Here is a 15,724-nt window from a genome sequence, read left to right as displayed (position 1 = left end):
ACACGCATCGCGCAATGCCTGGATACCGCGTGCCGCCGCCGTTTGTCTTCTATATAAAGCCGCTGGACTGAATTTCTTGCTATAAACGCACTCCGATAACCACCACAACGGCTGCCATGGTGCACTTTGCGGCTGTTGTCGGACAAATTCGCTGTCTTTTCAGTTGCTGAGGCCTCAAGTCGGCCTTAGACTGCCGCCCCTCGTAAATTGAGTGCCGGGTGGCGCTTGGAATAAATGGCGCCTTTGCGGCGGACGACCAACGTTCGCCGGAACGCTCCCTAATTCGCCTTAATGCACGTTTTTTTATAGAGATATCAATGACAAAGGACAAGTTGCTGGCCATGCCGGCGGATGACTACATGAATGCCGAGCAACATGCTTTTTTCTACGAGCTGTTGCAGAACATGAAAGTCGAAACCCACGAGCGCATCGAGCAGAACCGCATCGCCATCGAAAGCCTGGATACTCCGGCTGACCCGGCCGACGCTGCTTCCGTTGAAGAAGAGCGCACTTGGCTGGTCAACGCAATCGATCGCGATCAGCGCATGCTGCCTCAGTTGGAACAGGCTCTGGAACGCATCAAAGAAGACAGCTTCGGCTGGTGCGACGACAGTGGCGAGGCCATTGGCCTGAAACGCCTGCTGATCAGCCCGACCACCAAGTACTGCATCGAAGCTCAAGAGCGTCACGAACAGATCGACAAGCACCAGCGTCAGGCCTGATTCGGTAGCGCCCACATCGCGGGCAAGCCTTTTTCCTACACACAACCGTAGGAGCAAGGCTTGCCCGCGATGTTTTTTGCCGTCTGCGTTTTCTATTGACCCACTGCAACACCCGCGACCAACGGACCATAGATAATGGCCCATTAGTGGCGTTTAATGCAGTCACAACAAATAGAAGACGCATGGGGTGACGAAGATGACGAGAGACGGATCTCTGGTTGGGCGATTGCCTGCACCAGCGCTTGCAGCACCAAACCGCTGGCTGACGCCGACATTGCAAAGCATCGCCCTGGTGCTGTTGCTCTGCGGCATGAGTCTGGGCGGTGCATCGCTTTACGTCGGCCTGCCGGTGGCGGTGCTGATTATCTGGTTGCCGCGCCTGCGCAGCCGCGCGACTGTCGATTCAACGCCGGTCGACAACAGCAGCGCGATCGCCGAACTTACCCGCGATCTTTCCTACACCACCAGCCACAACGCCTTGTCCGCCGCGGGCGTGGCGTTCTCGGTCAAGCAACTGGCGGAGAAAGTGCAGTCGCAGCTCGACGCCGCCAAGCGCATCGTCAGCAACGCCGAAGTGATGATTGCCACCGAACAGGCGACTTCGACGCTCAGCCGCGAAGCGTTGAGCGCTGCCAGCGAAGCCCATCAAAGCAGCGCCGCCGGGCGCACCGAGTTGATCGAATCGATATCGCGCATGCATCAGCTCAGCGACCGCGCGAGCGCCAGCCGCGAACTGATCGAAGCCTTGAGCCTGCGCAGCGACGATATTCAGCGCGTCACGCTGGTGATTCAGTCCATCGCCAGCCAGACCAATCTGCTCGCACTCAACGCCGCCATCGAAGCGGCGCGGGCCGGCGAGCACGGTCGAGGTTTTGCGGTGGTCGCCGATGAGGTGCGCGGTTTGGCCGCGCGCACGGCGACGGCGACGGGTGAAGTCGGGGAAATGGTCGCTGACATCCAGCAACGCACGGCGCAAGTGGTCGAGCAGATCCGCCAACTCTCCGGCGATCTCGACGTCGGTGTGCAGCAGGTCGAGCACACTGGCCAGCATCTGGATAACATCGCGCGCCTGGCCGCCGGTGTTGAACAGCAGGTCGGCGAAATCGCCCGTGGCGCCGAAACCAATCGTGAACAACTGGACAGTCTGTTCCACGCCATCGAGCAGATGCGCAGCGATTTGGCGATCTGTGACGAGCAAACCCGACGCCTGGCCGAGGCCGCCGTGCAAATGGAAGGTCAGGCCGAAACCATCAGCGAGCGCCTCGCCGAAGTCGGTCTGGACGATTATCACCAACGCATTTACGACCTCGCCCGCGAAGGCGCGAGTCAGATTGCCGCGCGTTTTGAGGCGGATATCGATCAGGGTCGCGTGAGCCTGGAGGACTTGTTTGATCGCAATTACCAGGCTATTGCGAACACCAGTCCGGCGAAGTTCCAGACGCGTTTCGACCGTTACACCGATCAGGTGCTACCGGCGATTCAGGAACCGTTGTTGCCGCGCCATGAAGGTCTGGTGTTTGCGATTGCCTGCACGCAGCAAGGTTACGTGCCGACGCATAACGCCGCATTCAGCCAGCCGCTGACGGGCGATCCGCAGGTCGATACCGTGCAGAACCGCACCAAACGCAAGTTTGCCGACCGCACCGGGATTCGTTGTGGCAGCCATCAGCAACCGGTGTTGTTGCAGACGTACACGCGCGATACCGGTGAGCTGATGCACGATTTGTCAGTGCCGATCATGCTCAAGGGCAGGCATTGGGGTGGGTTGCGCTTGGGCTATAAACCAGAAAAACCGCGCTAGTGGCGCGGTTTGTAGTGCGAAGTCACGAAGTTCCTGACCCTTGTAGCAGCTGGCGCAGCCTGCGTTCGACTGCGCAGCAGTCGTGAAATCAGCCAACGCGGTGTATCAGGAACACCTCGCGCTCAGGGTTTACGACTGCTTCGCAGCCGAACGCAGGCTTCGCCAGCTGCTACAGGGGGGGGTGAGGGTCGAGATTAGTGATTTTGATGCAGGCGCAGGTTCAATTCGTCCACTACCCGTGCCCAATCGGCGTCGATGCGCAGTTCTTCTTTCAGGAATGCAGCTTGGCGCTCGTTCCAGAAGTCGGCTTCGATCAGTTTTACATCGTCGGGCAATCTGTGATCAGCAATGAATCGGTCGATGGATTGCTCGTCGGAGGGCAGACCGAGCTGGTCGAACAAGCCTTGCAAGTCGTGTGTAGGTGAGTCCATGTTCATCTCCTTGGGTCGCGTCGAATGCGATATCTGAGTGCGGCTTCATTGCATCTGAGGCAGCCGCGCTGCAGGAGTTCGATCGCGATGTTCGAAAGCAGCAAAGAGCATGGACGGCAACCGGGAATCAGGCTTTCAGCGCACCTTCATCGACCGCCAGCTTCAGGGCTTTGGCGGCATCCTGGGCGGCAACCGCGGCGACGTCCGAAGTTTTGAACCAGCGATCTTTCTCGACCTGATGGTAAGTCACGGTGTTCAAGGGCGGTTTGGTGCGCATCACGATGACAGCCTGAAACTCGCCTTCGATCTCTCGGGCTTCGCCCCGGATAAAAAATTCGCCGATATCAAATTCCGTCACGTAGCAGCCTTCCCTTGAAAATATTCTGTTGTATTGAAGCCGTCCGCCGAGGGGAGCGGCCTTCATGGGTCGCGCAGTATGGCAGTTGTTGCCGCCCGACGGCTGAGTTAAGTCGTCGGCATGACGAAACGTCATTTGAAGTCAATGCAATAAAGTGTGTCAGGCGCGTGCCGCCAATGAGCGGGCGAGGGCGCAGGCCTGGTTATGGTCGGTGCGGAAACCTCTGACACGTCCTGTCGAAGTTTCCTTGATATGGAAGAACGCCTTGCCGGCCGGCACTACCTGGAAAGTAGGCAGAATCAACGCTTGCAGGCTCAGTCCATTTGCCTGCAACAGCGCCGGGTGCAAGGCTGCGCAGCTGTGCTCGTGCAGCGTTGGGCGATGGGCAAAATGAGTCAAGGTGCACATTAGAAGTCCTTTTCGTATGTTTACCGACGTATGTCCGTCGTTTTGAGTAGTCTCGATGAGCATCGCTGCTCTAGAATCGCCAACGCTGGTTAGCGATGACGTCCATCTAAAGCAATTTTTTGCCGCTGATATGTCAGAAAAATCGCTTTTTTCAGGCGGACTCTTCCCTAATGTTGGTAGTCCGCTATTTTTGGTTGCAATTAGAGTGTTCTCCTCACGTTTCTGACGAAAGTCAGGGAGGACGGCGCGAGTGACAATCCAGTAATCTTACTTACCTCGCGTTGGACGAGCGCTCTGCTCGGTTCAGGATTTCAACCCGGCTGGTTCGGCAAACTATTCGCCATGGCCGCTTTTTTCTGCTGTGCGTCTTTCCTGCGTGCAGCATCATTTTCAGATGTGGGGATGTTTCCTTGGCAGTAAGTAATCTTGATATGCACGCGTTGTTCGTACTGGGCGATTTGCGTGCGAAGTTGGTTAAACAGTTCCAGTCGCGTTTTGTTTATGTCACCGAACAGAACGCCGAAGGCATTTACATCGCCGAGATCGACACCGAAGCTTCATTGGTGGTCGACGACAAGCCCGGCCTCAAACTCAAGGTCGGCGATCATTTCAGCGCGTCCGTGCTGCCCAGCCGTGAAGGCGGGAAACTCGAGATCAAATTTCGCGAAATCAAACTGACCGTTTACGGCTTGGGCGATTACGCGTTTGTCACCACGGCTGACGGCCACGGCGTGGTGTTCAAGGAAGGCCACAGCGTGGTGATGGTTTTTGCCGCTCACCAACAGTTGCAGGAAGGCCTGACCAAAACCCTCAAAGCCGTGACGGCCAAGGCTGCCAAGTGGCGCAAGGGTGAACTGGTGACGTTCAAGGCCAGCGAGTAATGGCGCTGACCCGCGCCGATTTTCACCAGCAGAACCTCGCCAGTGCCAAACTCGAGGCTCAACGCCTGTTCGACCAGAAGGCTGTCATGCACAGCGCTTGGCTGAACTGGGTGGCGTCGCAGATCTACACATTGCGTCCGGCGGAGTACGCCAGCATGGTGCGGCGGGAACTGGCGCAGTTGCAGCAACCTGCTGAAAAGTAATCCCCCACCTCATCACCGCGAAAAAACAGGAACCTCTACTACAGTCAGTGGACTGACTATTCAGAGGCTTGCGGTGTTGTCTGTCAGGCCATCCTGCTATTGCTGTGAACCGCACGAGGTGCAAAAGCATGAAAGGAATTCGACGGTTGCTGGCGGCCACCCTGGCCACCTTCGGTTTGCTGACGACGCCGCTCCCGGTGTTCGCCGCGCAGGCCCCGATACATTTCGCCGACCTGAACTGGGAAAGCGGCAGCCTGATCACCGATATCCTGCGGATCATCGTCGAAAAGGGTTACGGCTTGCCGACCGATACGCTGCCCGGCACCACCATCACCCTGGAAACCGCGCTGGCCAACAATGACATTCAGGTCATCGGCGAAGAGTGGGCGGGGCGCAGTCCGGTGTGGGTCAAGGCTGAGGCCGAAGGCAAAGTCGTCAGCCTCGGCGACACCGTGAAAGGCGCCACCGAAGGCTGGTGGGTGCCGGAATACGTGATCAAGGGCGATCCGGCCAAAGGCATCAAACCGATGGCGCCGGACCTGCGCAGCGTCACTGACCTGGCGCGCTACAAGGATGTATTCAACGACCCGGAGAGCCCCGGCAAAGGGCGCTTCCTCAACAGCCCGATCGGCTGGACTTCGGAAGTGGTCAACAAACAGAAACTTACCGCCTATGGGCTCAACGACAGTTTCGTGAATTTCCGCAGCGGCTCGGGTGCAGCGCTGGACGCGGAGATCAGTTCGTCGATCCGTCGCGGCAAGCCGATCCTGTTTTACTACTGGTCGCCGACGCCATTGCTCGGGCGCTTCAAGTTGATCCAACTGGAAGAACCGCCGTTTGACGCTGAAGCGTGGAAAACCCTGACCGACGCCGATAACCCGAATCCGAAACCGACCCGTTCGCTGCCGTCGAAACTGTCGATTGGCGTGTCGACCCCGTTCCAGAAAGAGTATCCGCAGATTGCCGAGTTCTTCAGCAAGGTCGATTTTCCGATCGAGCCATTGAACAAGGCGCTGGCGCAGATGAGCGAGAAACACACCGCACCGCGCCAGGCGGCCGAGGCGTTCATGAAGGCGCACCCGGATGTGTGGCAGGCGTGGGTGCCGAAGGATGTGGCGGATAAGGTCAGCGCTTCATTGAATTAACCATTAACTTTCAGGAGCAAGGCTTGCCGGCGATGGCGATTTCGAGGATGCCTTCGCGGGCAAGCCGTGCTCCTACAGGTATTTGTCGAATCGAATCGACGGACAACCCGAAATCTGTGGGAGCAAGGCTTGCCCGCGAAGCTTTTGCCTCTAAAACCTGGTCTGCACCGCCAATTCAAACGTACGCGGTGTCCCGAGGTAATACGCCGGCGACACATGCGCAAACTCGGCATACACCTCATTGGTCAGGTTGCGTACCCGCCCGGTGACCGTGGTGTGCCGATCCACCTTGTAACTCAAAAAACTGCCGAACAACGTGTACGACGGCACGGTCATGGTGTTGGCATTATCGGCAAACACTGACGCCACGTAGCGCGCATCGACACCACCCTGCCATTGCGGCGCAAAGTCGTAGGTCAGCCACAGATTGCCGACGCGCTCCGGGACATTGGTGGGCGTATTGCCCTTGCGCGAAACCACCGCGCCCGCTGCATTTTTCTCGTTGAACTCATCGTATTGCGCATCAACCCAGGCGAAATTGCCCTCGGCCAACAGCTTGTCGGTAATGCGCAGAGAGCTCGCCAACTCGATGCCTTTCGAGGTTTGCTGGCCCACCGGAATGCTCTGGGTTGTGTCCAGCGGATCAGTCACCGCGAAATCCTTGCGCTCGATTGTGTACGCCGCCAGAGTCGCCGAGCCGCGACCATCCAGATAATCAAACTTGCTGCCCACCTCCCATTGCTTGCCGGTGGACACCTCGAAATCCTGCGTGCCATTCGGCTGCTCGGCGGCAGTGCTGTATTGCACATAAACGTTGGCCGAGGGAATGAACTGATAGGTCAACCCGACCCGGCCAGTCAGCGGTTCCCAGCTGCGCTTGAGGTGTCGCGGATTGCTCGCGGTCACTTCCCGGTGATTGGTCACGTCGAGGTCAATGTCGTCGTAGCGCAGGCCGGTGAGCAACGCCAGTTTGTCGGTCAGTGCCAGGCGGTTCTCGACGAACAGCGCTTTGGTCGTGACTTGGTTGGTCTTGTCGCTGACAAACCCCGGTCTGGTCCCCGGAATATCGTAGAAGTGACCGGGCTGAAAGTTGTTCGGGTCAACGCTGCTGGTGCCTTTGACATTCAGCGGTGAATTGGTGGTCTGGTTGACCTTGTACTCAAAACCGCCGGACCAGGTGGTCTCCAGACCCCAAAAAGTGTTGTCGTGGCGCAACTCGAACTGGTTGCCGTTCTGCTCGCCCTGATGCCGCACCTGATACGCCGTGGAGCGATTCACCGCGCTGTTGTCGGCGTTGTATTGGTAGGTTTCGAGGTTGCGGTAATCGCGCTGGCTGTCGAGGTGATACAGGGTATTGCGAAACGTGGTGTTGTCGTTGATCCGGTAATCGATGATCGAGCGCACCCAGACCGTACGCTGCTCATAACGACCGTCCGCGACGTTGTAGTTGTTGAAGCGATTACGCTTGTCGATCTTCAGTTCGCCCGCCTTGGGATTGAGCACCGGCGTGCCCAGTAAGGGCTGTCCTCGTGTTCGTCCTGATACTCCAGCGCCAGCGTGTGCGACAGGTTTGGCGTCAGGTCGCTGAGCAGCGAAAACGCCACACTCCAGGCGTCGCGTTGCTGGCGGTCGATGTAGCCGTTGCTGTCGTTGTGGCTGACGTCGAGCCGCGCGTAATGCTGCACGTCTGCGCCAGCCTCGCTGAGCGCGTGGTTGAGGCCGAACGCGGTTTCAGTGGTGTCGTGACTGCCGTAGCTGACTCGACCTTCAGCCGCCTGCTCGTCGCGGGTTGCGAGTTTGGTCACGTAGTTCAACGAGCCGCCGACCGAGCCGGCGCCATTGATCAGCGAGGAGGGCCCGCCGACCAGTTCCACCCGATCATAAATCCACGCGTCCACCGGCCGGGCGAGGCCGCCGGAAACGTTGATGCCGTTGAACATCTGGGTGATCTGGCTGCTGGTGAAACCTCGATAGGAGACGAATCCGCCAAACCCCCGGCGGCGCGCTGGCATTCACGCCGGGCAAGGTGTTGGCGGCGTCCTGAAAGTTCTGCGCGCCGTGACGTTCGATGTCGTTGCGGTTGGCGATGGCGACTGAGGCCGGCGTGTCGCGCACGCTCAAACCAAGGCGCGAGGCCATGCCGCTGGATTGATCGAGGCTGAGGCCCGGCTCGGCATTGGTTTCGCCATCAATGGTGATCGGCGCGAGGTCGATGCTGGTTTGCGCCCAAGCGCTTGCGCACAGCGAAAGTGGCAGACAGCCAAACAGGCTCGCCAGCAAAGGGATGTGTTTCATCGATTGAATCCTGAATTCTTGACTGGAAAACAGCGCACAGGCAAACGCCACGCGTTAGCGAGCAGGCTGATCGATACGGTCGAGGTGATTCAGGCGAAAGGCGGGGCGCGGGGATTGGCCGATGGCCAAGTGTGGCGGGCAGGCAGGTCGATGGCTGCAACACCGGCCAATGGCGGACTGTGTTGCTGCGGCAGAATCGCCAGGGTCAGGCTGGAATTGAGCGCCGGACCCATGCCGCCGGTGGAGCACAGCGGGCAGCCGAAGGCTTTGGCGAGCGTCGGCAGTTTGTCTTCGCCAGGGTTGGCGGCGGCGGGCGCCTGAGTCGCTGGGTCGACGCTGCAAAACTGCCCGCCGAGGCCGTTGAGCTGCATCCCGACCATTTGCCCGTGACCGATGCTGCAGGCGAACACGTTGAACAGGACGCAGCAATAAAGCATCCAGGCCATTAGTGTGCGATCAGATCGGGCGAATTTCATGGAGCGGCACTTTAGCACCGTCGATGACATTTACCCTTACAAAAATGCGCGATGAAGTTCATCCTGCTGCGACATTTCACGCTGGAATTCTGAATATGAGCCTAATGGTCGCGCAATGGATGGCTGCAATCTTCCTGCTGATCAGCCTGATTCATCTGTATTGGGCAGCAGGTGGCAAGCTCGGAAGTGATGCGGCGGTGCCCCGGGTGCCCAGCGAGGGCGGCGGCGAATCCCGGCCGGCGTTCAAACCATCGGGTTTTGCGACGTTGCTGGTCGCCGTGGGATTGTTGCTGATTGCGATGCTGGTGTGTTTGCGTGTCGGTTTGTATCTGCCGACGGTGCATCACTGGTCGCTGCAATGGGTGATCAGCGCTATTGCGATGCTGATGTTCGCCCGGGCGATCGGTGATTCGAACCTGGTGGGTTTTTTCAAACAGGTCAAGGATTCGAAGTTTGCGCGTCTGGATACCTGGGCGTATTCGCCGCTGTGCGTAGTGTTGGGGGCGGGGCTGTTGGCGGTTGCGTGGATTTGAGTCGTTGCTGAGGAGCTTCGCGGGCAAGCCTCGCTCCTACGGGGTTTGCGCAGCTGTAGGAGCGGGGCTTGCCCGCGAAGACGCTCGCTCAATCAATACAAACCGTTGAGCCTAGCCCTGACTCTCACTGTTGCGGCTACTCACCTCGGCCGGCACATCGTCCCCGGCCATGCGCTTGCGAAACAACGCCGCGCGCGCCAGCAGCAGCGTGGTTACCGGCACGGTGATCGCCAATAGAATCGGAATCAGCCACGCGTGCAGCACCGGCGCCGACTTCAGTGCCGAGAAATAAATGATCGACGCCAATGCCACGCACCACGCGCCTAACGTCGAGGCCAGGGCCGGCGGGTGCATGCGCTGGAAATAATCCTTCATTCGTACCAGCCCCACCGCGCCAATCAGCGCAAACAGGCTGCTGAGCACAAGCAGAATCGCCACTGGAATCTCGACCCACATCGACAATTCGCCATTCATTCGATCACCTCGCCACGCAGGAGGAATTTGGCCAGGGCAAACGAGCCGACGAAGCCGAACAAGGCGATCAGCAACGCCGCCTCAAAGTAAGTGTCACTGGCATAACGAATGGCCAGGGTGAGCATCATCAGCATGGCGATGATGTACAGGTAATCCAGCGCCAGAACCCGGTCCTGAGCCGACGGGCCGCGAAACAGTCGCAGCAGCGTCAGGATCATCGCCACGGAGAAGATGAACAGGCTCAGCAGAATCGCATTCGCCAACAAAGGGCTCATTCGAAGATCTCCATCAGGGGCCGCTCATAGGTCGTCTTGAAGTGCTCGATAAACGTCGTTTCATCGTCCAGATCAAACACGTGCAGCAACAGAATGCTGCGGTCCAGCGCCAGTTCCGACCAGACCGTGCCGGGCACCACCGTGCAGATCACCGACAACGCCGCGAGGCCATTGGCGTCCTGCAAATCCAGCGGCACTTTGACGAATGCCGAGCGCGGCGGGCGGTGGCCGGCGGTCAGCACGCCCCAGGCCACGGCGAGGTTCGACACCACCACGTCACGCCCGACCAGCAAGAACAACCCCACAATTACCCCCGGCCGGCGAATCCGGATCGGCAAGGGGCGCAGTTTGCGCGTCATCAGCGGCGCGCAAAAGCCTAGCATTGCACCGAGCAACAGATTGCCGGGGCTCAACGACAAGTTCAGCAGCAGCCACAACAACCACAACGCCAAAGATAACCACGGTGCCGGAAACAAACGCTTCATGGCTGCGCCTCCAGCAGGGCCGCTTTGCCTTCGGGGCTCGGCACCGCGCGGGTGGCGAGCACCGCCATTACGTATTGCTCCGGGTTATTCAGCGCCTGCGCGGCAGCCTGGGTGTAGCGCAGCAGCGGTTCAGCCTTGAAAGTCAGCGCAACGCTCAACCCCAGCAGGACGATGATCGGTACGCATTCAAAGCGCCGCAGCAGCGGCGAAGGGCGCTCTTCCGGGGTCCAGAAGCGCTGGATGCCCAGCCGCGAAAAGGCAATCAGCGAAGCCAGACCGGAAAGCACCAGCAGCGCCAGCAAGCCCCACGCCGCGTTCGACACCGGGACGTCGCCGCTATCGCCAAAGCCCAACGGATTCAGCAGCGCGTGCAGCAAGCCGAGCTTGCCGATAAACCCGGACAGCGGCGGCATGCCGATGATCAGCAACGAACAGGCAATGAAACTCAAACCGAGGAACGCCATGGTCCAGGGAATCACTTGGCCGACCACGGCTTTCTGTTCATCGTCGAGGTTGATGCCTTTGGGCGGTTGCAGCGATTCCATTGGCCGTGGCAGCAGGTCGCTGTCGTCGAACAGTGGGATTTCATTGGCAGAACGAGAGCGCTCGATCAACTCGGCCAAGAGGAACAGCGCGCTCAAGGCCAGCGTCGAGCTGACCAGGTAAAACAGTGCTGCGCCGATCAGGTTGGGTTGGGCGAAACCGATGGCTGACAGCAGAATCCCGGCCGACACCAGAATGCTCAGGCTGGCCAATCGTTCCAGGCGTTGCGCGGCGAGGATCGCCACGGCGGCGCAGGTAATGGTCGCCATGCCGCCATAGATCAGCCAGTCGCCACCGAAATACGCCGACGCCCCGGCTTGCCCGGAGAACAACAGCGTCCACAGACGCAGCAAGGTGTAGACGCCGACTTTGGTCATGATCGCGAACATCGCCGCGACCGGCGCGCTGGCGGCGGAGTAGGCCGGCACCAGCCAGAAGTTCAGCGGCCACATCCCGGCTTTTGCCAGAAACGCCACCGCCAGAATCGCCGCGCCGGCATGCAGCAAGCCGAGATCGGCTTCTGGTACCAGCGGGATTTTCATCGCCAGGTCGGCCATGTTCAGCGTGCCGGTGACGCCGTAGATCAGTGCCGCGCCAATCAGAAACAGCGAAGAGGCGAGCAAGTTGATCGAAATGTAATGCAGCCCTGACGACACCCGCGCCCGGCCGGAGCCGTGCAGCATCAAGCCGTAAGATGCCGCGAGCAGCACTTCGAAGAACACGAACAGGTTGAACAGGTCGGCCGTCAGGAACGCGCCGTACAGCCCCATCAATTGAATCTGGAACAAGGCGTGAAAGCTCGAACCGGCGCCATCCCAGCGAGCCATGGCGAACAGCAGGGCGCTGACGCCGATGATCCCGGTCAGCACCAGCATCATTGCCGACAGTTGATCGACCACCAGCACAATGCCGAACGGGACTTGCCAGTTGCCCGGCAGATACACGCCAATCGAACCCGGCATGCCGCTGCTTTGGGTCCATTGCAGCAGCATCACCGAAATGCCCAGCCCGACCAGACTGGAGAAAAGATTGATCTTGGCTTTGAGCGGGCGATGCCGTTCGCCGAGCATCAGCATGATCGCGGCGGTCAGTAGCGGCAGCAGAATCGGCGCGGCGATCAGGTGCGTCATCACATTCATTCTTTAGGCTCCCGGCCATCCACGTGGTCGGTGCCGGTCAAGCCCCGCGAAGCCAGCAACACCACGAGGAACAGCGCGGTCATGGCGAAACTGATGACGATGGCAGTCAATACCAGCGCTTGGGGCAACGGGTCGGTGTAATGCAGCAAGTCCTGCGGCACGCCGTCCTTGATGATCGGTTCTTTGCCGATGAACAGGCTGCCCATGCTGAAGATGAACAGGTTAACCCCGTAGGACAGCAGGCACAGGCCCATGACCACCTGAAATGTCCGTGGCCGCAGGATCAGCCAGACGCCGGAGGCTGCGAGGACGCCGATGGCGATTGCGATGACTTCTTCCATCAGACGGCTCCTTTGGCAGCAACGGCTCTAGGCAGGGCATTGGGTTTGGGTTGCGCGGCGGTTTTGTGACCTCGCACCGATTGGTGGGCGATGGCGGTGAGCATCAACAGCGTCGAGCCGACTACCACGGCGTACACGCCAATGTCGAAAAACAGCGCGCTGGCAATGTGGATGTCGCCCAGAACCGGCAGTTTGAGATGCCAGGTGTGCGTGGTCAGGAACGGATAACCGGCCGCCATCGCCCCGAGCCCGGTGACGGTGGCGAACAGTAAACCGGTGCCCATCCAGCGCAACGGTCGCAGACTCATTTGCGCCTCGACCCACTGCGTGCCGGCGACCATGTATTGCAGAATGAACGCCACCGACATCACCAGCCCGGCGACAAAACCGCCGCCCGGCTGGTTGTGCCCGCGCATGAATAGATAGAAGGAAATCACCACCGCAATCGGCAGCAACAGACGCACCAGCACCGCCGGGACCATCATGAAGCCGAGCGCTGTGTCGCTGGCCGAACGCGGGTTGACCAGATCAGTGACCACGTCCGGTGCCAGCAAACGTTGCTGTGCTGGCAGTTGCAGACTTTCTTTCGGTGGGCGGAAGCGCCGCAGCAGGGCGAAGACTGTCAGCGCCACGGCCGCCAGCACGGTGATTTCGCCGAGGGTGTCGAAGCCACGGAAGTCCACGAGCATCACGTTGACCACGTTGCTGCCGCCACCCTCGGGCAGCGCGCGACTGAGGTAAAACGAGGAAATATCGTTCGGTGTCTGCCGCGTCAGCATCGCATAGGACAGCAGCGCCATCCCGCCGCCGACCACCACCGACAACAGGAAGTCACGAATACGCCGCACGCGCGCCTTGCGCAGGGTGCTCGGTAATGGCGTGACTTCTTCGATCCGTCGCGGCAACCAGCGCAGGCCGAGCAGAATCAGGACCGTGGTCACCACTTCGACCACCAGTTGGGTCAAAGCCAGATCCGGCGCCGAGAACCAGACGAAGGTCACGCAGGTCATCAACCCGCAGACACTGACCATGGTCAGGGCCGCGAGTCGGTGATATTTGGCCTGCCACGCGGCGCCGAGGGCACAGGCAATTGCCAGCAACCAGAGGGTCACGAAGACGATCGAACCCGGAATCTTCGGCCGGTCGCCCCAGGTCAACTGGCTGTTGAGCATCGGGATCAACCCGGCCAGCACAGCGGCGACAACCATCAGGAACAGTTGGGTTTGCAGGCGTTTGGAACTGACGAGGCGTTCGAGGCGTCGGGCCAGACGCATCATCACCACGAGGCTGCGCTCGAACTGGCGCTTGCCGTTGAAGCGGCCAATGATCGGCGGGTATTTGAAGCGTCCGCGTTTCAGTTGGTTGCGCAGCAGCAGATAGAGGACGATGCCGCCGGACATGGCGACCAGACTCATGATCATCGGCGCGTTCCAGCCGTGCCAGATCGCCAGGCTGTATTCCGGCAGCGTGCCGCCGACGACCGGCAGTGCGGCAGCGGCGAGCAACGGGCCGACCACTTGCGCCGGGAAGATTCCGACAATCAGGCAGGTGAACACCAGCAGTTCAACGGGCGCGCGCATCCAGCGCGGCGGTTCGTGCGGGACGTGGGGAAGATCGGTGGCGGTCGGGCCAAAGAACACGTCGACGGTGAAGCGCAGGGAATAGGCGACGCTGAACATGCCGGCGATGGTCGCGACAATCGGCAGCGCCATTTCGACCCACGCCGTGGCGTTGATGAACACGGTTTCGGCGAAGAACATTTCTTTCGAGAGGAAGCCGTTGAGCAGCGGCACGCCGGCCATCGAGGCGCTGGCGACCATTGCCAGTGTTGCGGTGAACGGGATCAGCTTGATCAGACCACTGAGCTTGCGGATGTCGCGAGTGCCGCTTTCGTGGTCGATGATGCCGGCGGCCATGAACAGCGAGGCTTTGAACGTGGCGTGGTTGAGGATGTGGAACACCGCGGCGACGGCGGCAAGCGGACTGTTGAGGCCCAGCAGCAGGGTGATCAGGCCAAGGTGGCTGATGGTCGAGTACGCCAGCAGACCTTTGAGGTCGTTCTGAAACATCGCGCAATAAGCGCCGAGCAACAGCGTACACGCGCCGGCCCCACCGACGATGTAGAACCATTCTTCACTGCCGGACAGCGACGGCCACAGCCGCGCAAGCAGGAAAACCCCGGCCTTGACCATGGTCGCCGAGTGCAGATAAGCCGAAACCGGGGTAGGTGCCGCCATGGCGTGGGGCAGCCAGAAGTGGAAGGGGAATTGCGCGCTTTTGCTTAAAGCGCCGACCAGAATGAGCGGGAGCAGGATGGGGTAGAGGGCGTGTGCGCGAATCAGATCGCCGGCGGCCAGGACCTTGTCGAGGTCGTAGCTGCCGACCACATGGCCGAGCAGAATTACCCCCGCCAACAGGCACAATCCCCCGGCGCCGGTGACCATCAGCGCCATGTAGGCGCCGCGTCGGGCATCCGCGCGGTGGTGCCAATAGCCGATCAGCAGGAATGAGAAGAGGCTGGTCAGCTCCCAGAAAAATACGATTTGAATCAGGTTGCCGGAGATCACCAAACCGAGCATGGCGCCCATGAACGCCAGGAAAAACGCGAAGAATCGCGGCACCGGATCGTCCGGCGACATGTAGTAGCGGGCGTACAGCGACACCAGGGTGCCGATGCCCAGCACCAACAGCGAGAACAGCCAGGCAAAGCCGTCCATGCGCAAAACGAAATTCAGCCCGAGGCTGGGTAACCAGAAGAACTCTTCGCGAATGACGCCGCCATCGGCGATCTGCGGGTACAGGAGCGCGACCTGAATGGTGCCGATCAAAGCAACCAGGCCAGCCAACAGTGATTCAGCGTTACGCGCGTTGTGGGGCAGCAAAGCCGCGACACAGCTGCCAATGAATGGCAGGAGCAGTAGAACTATCAGGGACATAGGCTTCTAATCTGCGGAAGTTTGTGAAGCATCATACGTGCCAGCTCCCGGATCGCAAAACGCCAACTTGTGGCAGGATCCTACAAAGTGGACTGAGAAAGGTTGATTGGCATTGTTTCTTGCGGCGGGGGATGGCAGGTCTGGCCTGATCGCGGGCAAGCCTTGCTCCCACTGAATTGCTTAAGCCAGACGTTTTGTGCGCAACGCCTAACCAGTGTAGGAGTGAGCCTGCTCGCGATAGCGGTGTACCAGCCAACATCAGTTTTGAATGGTCAATC

Annotated in this window: 16 protein-coding genes and 1 pseudogene; 6 read left to right on the top strand and 11 right to left on the bottom strand. The window is 59.8% G+C overall.

All coding sequences use genetic code 11. The features are described from left to right. The first annotated feature begins 317 nt into the window (after positions 1 to 317). Positions 318 to 722: a TraR/DksA family transcriptional regulator gene (locus FBY12_RS05875; RefSeq protein ID WP_010459637.1), complete on the top strand. Its 405-nt coding sequence runs from the start codon at positions 318 to 320 to the stop codon at positions 720 to 722. A 196-nt stretch (positions 723 to 918) separates the two neighbouring features. After that, entirely contained in the window at positions 919 to 2,523 is a 1,605-nt protein-coding gene (locus FBY12_RS05870; protein ID WP_145251925.1) for a methyl-accepting chemotaxis protein, read from the top strand. 194 nt (positions 2,524 to 2,717) lie between these two features. On the opposite strand, the gene FBY12_RS05865 is transcribed toward FBY12_RS05870, so the two are convergent. The 3 genes from FBY12_RS05865 to FBY12_RS05855 all read right to left on the bottom strand — a co-directional run bounded on the left by FBY12_RS05865 (position 2,718) and on the right by FBY12_RS05855 (position 3,720). Then, complete coding sequence (locus FBY12_RS05865) at positions 2,718 to 2,954, bottom strand: DUF2789 domain-containing protein (protein WP_121733071.1); 237 nt, start codon at positions 2,952 to 2,954, stop codon at positions 2,718 to 2,720. A 127-nt stretch (positions 2,955 to 3,081) separates the two neighbouring features. Next, the gene (locus tag FBY12_RS05860) at positions 3,082 to 3,312 is read right to left on the bottom strand and encodes a hypothetical protein (RefSeq protein ID WP_092280552.1); all 231 of its coding nucleotides are present in this window, start codon (positions 3,310 to 3,312) and stop codon (positions 3,082 to 3,084) included. 159 nt (positions 3,313 to 3,471) lie between these two features. Next, a complete protein-coding gene (locus FBY12_RS05855; protein WP_145251923.1) occupies positions 3,472 to 3,720 on the bottom strand; it encodes a hypothetical protein in 249 nt (82 codons plus the stop codon). A gap of 410 nt (positions 3,721 to 4,130) precedes the next feature. On the opposite strand from FBY12_RS05855, the gene FBY12_RS05850 reads away from it, so the two are divergent. The 3 genes from FBY12_RS05850 (at position 4,131) to FBY12_RS05840 (ending at position 5,949) form a co-directional block, all read left to right on the top strand. Continuing rightward, positions 4,131 to 4,601, top strand: a complete 471-nt coding sequence (locus tag FBY12_RS05850; RefSeq protein ID WP_121733073.1) for a hypothetical protein — start codon at positions 4,131 to 4,133, stop codon at positions 4,599 to 4,601. After that, the gene (locus FBY12_RS05845; protein ID WP_145251921.1) at positions 4,601 to 4,804 is read left to right on the top strand and encodes a hypothetical protein; all 204 of its coding nucleotides are present in this window, start codon (positions 4,601 to 4,603) and stop codon (positions 4,802 to 4,804) included. Before FBY12_RS05850 ends, FBY12_RS05845 begins: the two co-directional genes overlap by 1 nt. 128 nt (positions 4,805 to 4,932) lie before the next feature. Further along, entirely contained in the window at positions 4,933 to 5,949 is a 1,017-nt protein-coding gene (locus FBY12_RS05840) for an ABC transporter substrate-binding protein (RefSeq protein WP_145251919.1), read from the top strand. Between the two features lie 150 nt (positions 5,950 to 6,099). Here FBY12_RS05840 and FBY12_RS05835 read toward each other — a convergent pair. Then, positions 6,100 to 8,244 (bottom strand): annotated as a pseudogene (locus FBY12_RS05835) (TonB-dependent receptor). Between the two features lie 89 nt (positions 8,245 to 8,333). After that, on the bottom strand, positions 8,334 to 8,720 hold the full coding sequence (locus FBY12_RS05830; RefSeq protein WP_145251917.1) for a DUF2946 domain-containing protein: 387 nt from the start codon (positions 8,718 to 8,720) through the stop codon (positions 8,334 to 8,336). Between the two features lie 95 nt (positions 8,721 to 8,815). Between FBY12_RS05830 and FBY12_RS05825 the strand changes: the two genes are divergently transcribed. After that, positions 8,816 to 9,253, top strand: coding sequence for a DUF3995 domain-containing protein (locus FBY12_RS05825; protein ID WP_145251915.1), 438 nt, complete (start codon positions 8,816 to 8,818; stop codon positions 9,251 to 9,253). Between the two features lie 111 nt (positions 9,254 to 9,364). Here FBY12_RS05825 and FBY12_RS05820 read toward each other — a convergent pair whose 3' ends face one another. Genes FBY12_RS05820 through FBY12_RS05795 form a run of 6 tightly spaced genes read right to left on the bottom strand, consistent with a single transcriptional unit; the run spans position 9,365 to position 15,446 of the window. Further along, complete coding sequence (locus FBY12_RS05820) at positions 9,365 to 9,727, bottom strand: Na+/H+ antiporter subunit G (protein WP_145251913.1); 363 nt, start codon at positions 9,725 to 9,727, stop codon at positions 9,365 to 9,367. Then, positions 9,724 to 10,002: a K+/H+ antiporter subunit F gene (locus FBY12_RS05815; protein WP_145251911.1), complete on the bottom strand. Its 279-nt coding sequence runs from the start codon at positions 10,000 to 10,002 to the stop codon at positions 9,724 to 9,726. Before FBY12_RS05815 ends, FBY12_RS05820 begins: the two co-directional genes overlap by 4 nt. Next, complete coding sequence (locus FBY12_RS05810; RefSeq protein ID WP_145251909.1) at positions 9,999 to 10,487, bottom strand: Na+/H+ antiporter subunit E; 489 nt, start codon at positions 10,485 to 10,487, stop codon at positions 9,999 to 10,001. The genes FBY12_RS05815 and FBY12_RS05810 overlap by 4 nt, the downstream gene beginning before the upstream one ends. Further along, positions 10,484 to 12,169, bottom strand: a complete 1,686-nt coding sequence (locus FBY12_RS05805) for a monovalent cation/H+ antiporter subunit D (RefSeq protein ID WP_145251907.1) — start codon at positions 12,167 to 12,169, stop codon at positions 10,484 to 10,486. Before FBY12_RS05805 ends, FBY12_RS05810 begins: the two co-directional genes overlap by 4 nt. Further along, positions 12,166 to 12,510, bottom strand: a complete 345-nt coding sequence (locus FBY12_RS05800) for a Na+/H+ antiporter subunit C (protein WP_007986256.1) — start codon at positions 12,508 to 12,510, stop codon at positions 12,166 to 12,168. Before FBY12_RS05800 ends, FBY12_RS05805 begins: the two co-directional genes overlap by 4 nt. Further along, entirely contained in the window at positions 12,510 to 15,446 is a 2,937-nt protein-coding gene (locus FBY12_RS05795; protein ID WP_145251905.1) for a monovalent cation/H+ antiporter subunit A, read from the bottom strand. Before FBY12_RS05795 ends, FBY12_RS05800 begins: the two co-directional genes overlap by 1 nt. Between the last annotated feature and the right edge of the window lie 278 nt (positions 15,447 to 15,724).

The sequence above is a fragment of the Pseudomonas sp. SJZ131 genome (assembly GCF_007828705.1).
Lineage (GTDB): Bacteria > Pseudomonadota > Gammaproteobacteria > Pseudomonadales > Pseudomonadaceae > Aquipseudomonas > Aquipseudomonas prosekii.
Note: the sequence above shows the minus strand (reverse complement) of the source record. Positions and strands in the feature narration are given on the sequence as shown.

What these genes read in the sequence shown, in the direction of transcription:
- FBY12_RS05840 (WP_145251919.1), top strand. Translation starts at nt 4,933, where the DNA reads ATGAAAGGAATTCGACGGTTGCTGGCGGCCACCCTGGCCACCTTCGGT.
- FBY12_RS05845 (WP_145251921.1), top strand. Translation starts at nt 4,601, where the DNA reads ATGGCGCTGACCCGCGCCGATTTTCACCAGCAGAACCTCGCCAGTGCC.
- FBY12_RS05795 (WP_145251905.1), bottom strand. Translation starts at nt 15,446, where the DNA reads ATGTCCCTGATAGTTCTACTGCTCCTGCCATTCATTGGCAGCTGTGTC.
- FBY12_RS05875 (WP_010459637.1), top strand. Translation starts at nt 318, where the DNA reads ATGACAAAGGACAAGTTGCTGGCCATGCCGGCGGATGACTACATGAAT.
- FBY12_RS05820 (WP_145251913.1), bottom strand. Translation starts at nt 9,727, where the DNA reads ATGAATGGCGAATTGTCGATGTGGGTCGAGATTCCAGTGGCGATTCTG.
- FBY12_RS05865 (WP_121733071.1), bottom strand. Translation starts at nt 2,954, where the DNA reads ATGGACTCACCTACACACGACTTGCAAGGCTTGTTCGACCAGCTCGGT.
- FBY12_RS05810 (WP_145251909.1), bottom strand. Translation starts at nt 10,487, where the DNA reads ATGAAGCGTTTGTTTCCGGCACCGTGGTTATCTTTGGCGTTGTGGTTG.
- FBY12_RS05825 (WP_145251915.1), top strand. Translation starts at nt 8,816, where the DNA reads ATGAGCCTAATGGTCGCGCAATGGATGGCTGCAATCTTCCTGCTGATC.
- FBY12_RS05830 (WP_145251917.1), bottom strand. Translation starts at nt 8,720, where the DNA reads ATGAAATTCGCCCGATCTGATCGCACACTAATGGCCTGGATGCTTTAT.
- FBY12_RS05800 (WP_007986256.1), bottom strand. Translation starts at nt 12,510, where the DNA reads ATGGAAGAAGTCATCGCAATCGCCATCGGCGTCCTCGCAGCCTCCGGC.
- FBY12_RS05870 (WP_145251925.1), top strand. Translation starts at nt 919, where the DNA reads ATGACGAGAGACGGATCTCTGGTTGGGCGATTGCCTGCACCAGCGCTT.
- FBY12_RS05815 (WP_145251911.1), bottom strand. Translation starts at nt 10,002, where the DNA reads ATGAGCCCTTTGTTGGCGAATGCGATTCTGCTGAGCCTGTTCATCTTC.
- FBY12_RS05805 (WP_145251907.1), bottom strand. Translation starts at nt 12,169, where the DNA reads ATGAATGTGATGACGCACCTGATCGCCGCGCCGATTCTGCTGCCGCTA.
- FBY12_RS05855 (WP_145251923.1), bottom strand. Translation starts at nt 3,720, where the DNA reads ATGTGCACCTTGACTCATTTTGCCCATCGCCCAACGCTGCACGAGCAC.